We start from the raw sequence: 2,901 nt of genomic DNA on the forward strand, positions 1-2,901 counted from the left end.
GTTGTAAGGGCTGCGGCTAAAAAGGACATAAGGAAAGAGGAACGTTCGCTAAATCCACTTTTAATTAATATCAGATAAGTGATTATGCCTTCAGGGAATTCATGCAAGACCATACCTGTAGTGGCTAAAAATCCTGTAAAAATACTTACACTAAAAGAAATTGAATAAATAAATCCGTCGATAAAGGAATGCAAACTAATACCCAGAATAGTTATGAGACCAATGTTATATTCTGATTTTTCCGGGTCTTTTTCACAAACAAAGGCAGTTAAGAAGCGGTTGAATATATGAAGTCCAAAAAATCCTCCTAGAAGATATTTGGGAGCTTGGGGATTCATTGAAAAGGATTTTGGGATAATATGAAGGAATGATGCTGAAATAATGACGCCAACAGCAAAACATATAAAATATGTGGTGTTCTTTTTTCCCCACTCTGAAAAATGGCGGATTGAATAAATACCCGCAGATGTAACAACAGCAGCGGAAAAACTCCAAAAGAATGCTATCCAGAACATATGCTCCATTCTTACCCTCTCCTTTTCTAATATTTGGTATTTATTTTCGATAACTGGACTATTTTGTCATACAGTTTCTTTATCGGGCATAAAATTTTTCCAGTATCATAGTTTTCTCAATTTTTTTAATTCTTTTATTCTGCTTGTGGAAAATACTATAGAATAGTATATTTAGTTTTAAAATTTTAACTTGCCTTGAATATGACACATAATTTTGAGATTTTAAGATAATATATTTACATTTTTAATGGCTAGATTTTTCAAAAAAAATAAAATTATAGTCCCGAACACCGTAATTTTGAATTTTATTAAGTCCATTTATCTTAAAAGGATTTCAATATTAAATTAGAAGAATGTACAGAATATCCTTTTAAATTTTTATTATCGATTATTTGAATTCTGTTAAAGATAGTTTGGATTGGCCTTTCAAGATCTGGTTTAGACGAACTTCATATAATGAGACAATCTTAATTTAATATATTATCGAAAAGTTATTCTGTTTTATTGACAAGAAGAATAAATGGATGTATATTTAAAAGTGCATATGCACACTTATAAAAGATATTTTCAGGTTTGATTTTACTGGTGTAAAAAATATTATTGTGGGTAAAAGGAGGATTTTAAATGGGAACAAGAGGTAGAGAGATTGTAGATCTAGATGTAGACGAGCTTCTAAAATTACTGAACAGCGCCTATGCAGACGAATGGCTTGCATACTACCAGTATTGGATAGGAGCACAGGTTGTAAAAGGACCTATGAGAGAGGCTACAGTTGCAGAACTAATGCAGCATGCCACTGAGGAATTTACTCATGCACAGTGGGTCAGTGACAGGATAATCCAATTAGGAGGGACACCACCAATTTCTTTTGAAGAAATACTAGAAAAAACTCATTGTGGCTATGATGCTCCGTCTGATCCATATGTGGAAGAGATATTAAAACAAAATATTAAAGGTGAACAATGTGCCATAAGTGTCTATAAAAATATAATGGACGTTACAAAGGATAAAGATATGGTAACTTATAATATGGCACTTAAAATATTGGAACAGGAAGAGGAACACGAAGAGGATCTTCAGGCAATTTTCGAAGATATTGAAATTATGAGGGAAAGGTTTAAGAGTTAATTTTTATAATAAAGAATTAAAAGGGTCCTTTCCGTATTATGCATAAATTATATTTCTTTTCATTTATTGGGGTTCCAGCCGGAGCCCCTTTTTAAATAAAATATTTTTCTATTTTTCCAGAATAAATTACTGCCATCATTCTGATCTTGTGGGGTCCGATTTTTTTAATATTTTGGATAAGCTACAAGATGTTGTTGATTGTGGCTATGGAGGAAGTTATTATGTAGGAGCAAAATATAACTTCTAAGCTAAGATATGGACATCCCCGGCGTAGCCGGGGATGTCATTTAAAAAGAAATAAAGATAAGTTCAAACTGGTATTTTACATAAAATTTATATTATTCAGATATTTATGTGACTTGATGAAAACATTTTAAATTTATTACTTAAAATATATTAATTTGTTTTGAGTTGTTTTTTCTGATAAAGTTTAATTAGGTAGACAGTTTAGTTTATTGACAGTATTAAAAATCAGAAAGGAGCAACTATGCATTGTTTTCCAGATATCTGCTATAAAAGTAAAGTTTGTGATCTGACAGATGAGATAGATATACTTTCCTCCTTTGCAGGACAGGCTTTTGGTCAGTGTGAAAATAAAATTATGAAAGAAGACCTTTTAAAAATATTAAACCTTACCTACAGACTTATGGGGAAGCTGAGAGATAATTGTGATTTTGTAAAAGAGGACAAGTTAATGCTAAAAGAGATAAAAAATAGATATGATAAAAAAGGTAAAAAAATCAGAAAGCACTTATTTATATTGCCTCAGGGAGGTCTTTTAGCTGGAAATCTACATATCTGCAGGGCTTTGTCAAAAAAAATATCCCGAATGTTTTCCAAGGCAAAAAGTGAAATAGCATTCGAGGCCTGTGAGATAGAAGAGTCCCTAAATATGTTCAGCGATATCTTTTATAATATGGCTCTGTGTATAAATTATGAAAATAATGTTGAGGAAATTCCAGTGGTTTTGATTCCTAAAAGAAAATAAAGTCAGTATTAAAGGCGGATAATTTTATGAAATTGCTTAGTTTTATACCATCAGATAAAAACATAGATTTTTTTCAAAATAATATCAATAAATATGCTTCTGATCTTGGATTTGATGGAATAGAAACAATGGCAGGTTCCTATTATCCTGTCTCAATATTTAAGTCGGTCGATATTAGAGGAATACATCTGATGTATTTTCCCACATGGCTTGATTTTTGGAAGGGAGACAGAGAGACTCTTATAGATGATTTTGTTGATGAAGAGGGGA

Annotated in this window: 4 protein-coding genes; 3 read left to right on the forward strand and 1 reads right to left on the reverse strand. The window is 31.5% G+C overall.

The window, feature by feature from the left end; genetic code table 11:
* A partial coding sequence (locus ABZA26_RS11590; protein WP_372714682.1) for a ZIP family metal transporter occupies positions 1-524 on the reverse strand: 524 nt, incomplete at its 3' end.
* A 615-nt stretch (positions 525-1,139) separates the two neighbouring features.
* On the opposite strand from ABZA26_RS11590, the gene ABZA26_RS11595 reads away from it, so the two are divergent.
* The 3 genes from ABZA26_RS11595 to ABZA26_RS11605 all read left to right on the forward strand — a co-directional run.
* Positions 1,140-1,643, forward strand: a complete 504-nt coding sequence (locus ABZA26_RS11595; RefSeq protein WP_372714683.1) for a ferritin-like domain-containing protein — start codon at positions 1,140-1,142, stop codon at positions 1,641-1,643.
* A gap of 487 nt (positions 1,644-2,130) precedes the next feature.
* The gene (locus ABZA26_RS11600; RefSeq protein ID WP_372714684.1) at positions 2,131-2,631 is read left to right on the forward strand and encodes a cobalamin adenosyltransferase; all 501 of its coding nucleotides are present in this window, start codon (positions 2,131-2,133) and stop codon (positions 2,629-2,631) included.
* A gap of 26 nt (positions 2,632-2,657) precedes the next feature.
* On the forward strand, positions 2,658-2,901 hold a 244-nt coding region (locus ABZA26_RS11605), incomplete at its 3' end, for a hypothetical protein (protein WP_372714685.1).

Source organism: Ilyobacter sp., from assembly GCF_041583315.1.
Classification (GTDB): domain Bacteria; phylum Fusobacteriota; class Fusobacteriia; order Fusobacteriales; family Fusobacteriaceae; genus Ilyobacter.

Coding starts and splice junctions, on each gene's coding strand:
- ABZA26_RS11595 (WP_372714683.1), top strand. CDS start 1,140: ATGGGAACAAGAGGTAGAGAGATTGTAGATCTAGATGTAGACGAGCTT.
- ABZA26_RS11600 (WP_372714684.1), top strand. CDS start 2,131: ATGCATTGTTTTCCAGATATCTGCTATAAAAGTAAAGTTTGTGATCTG.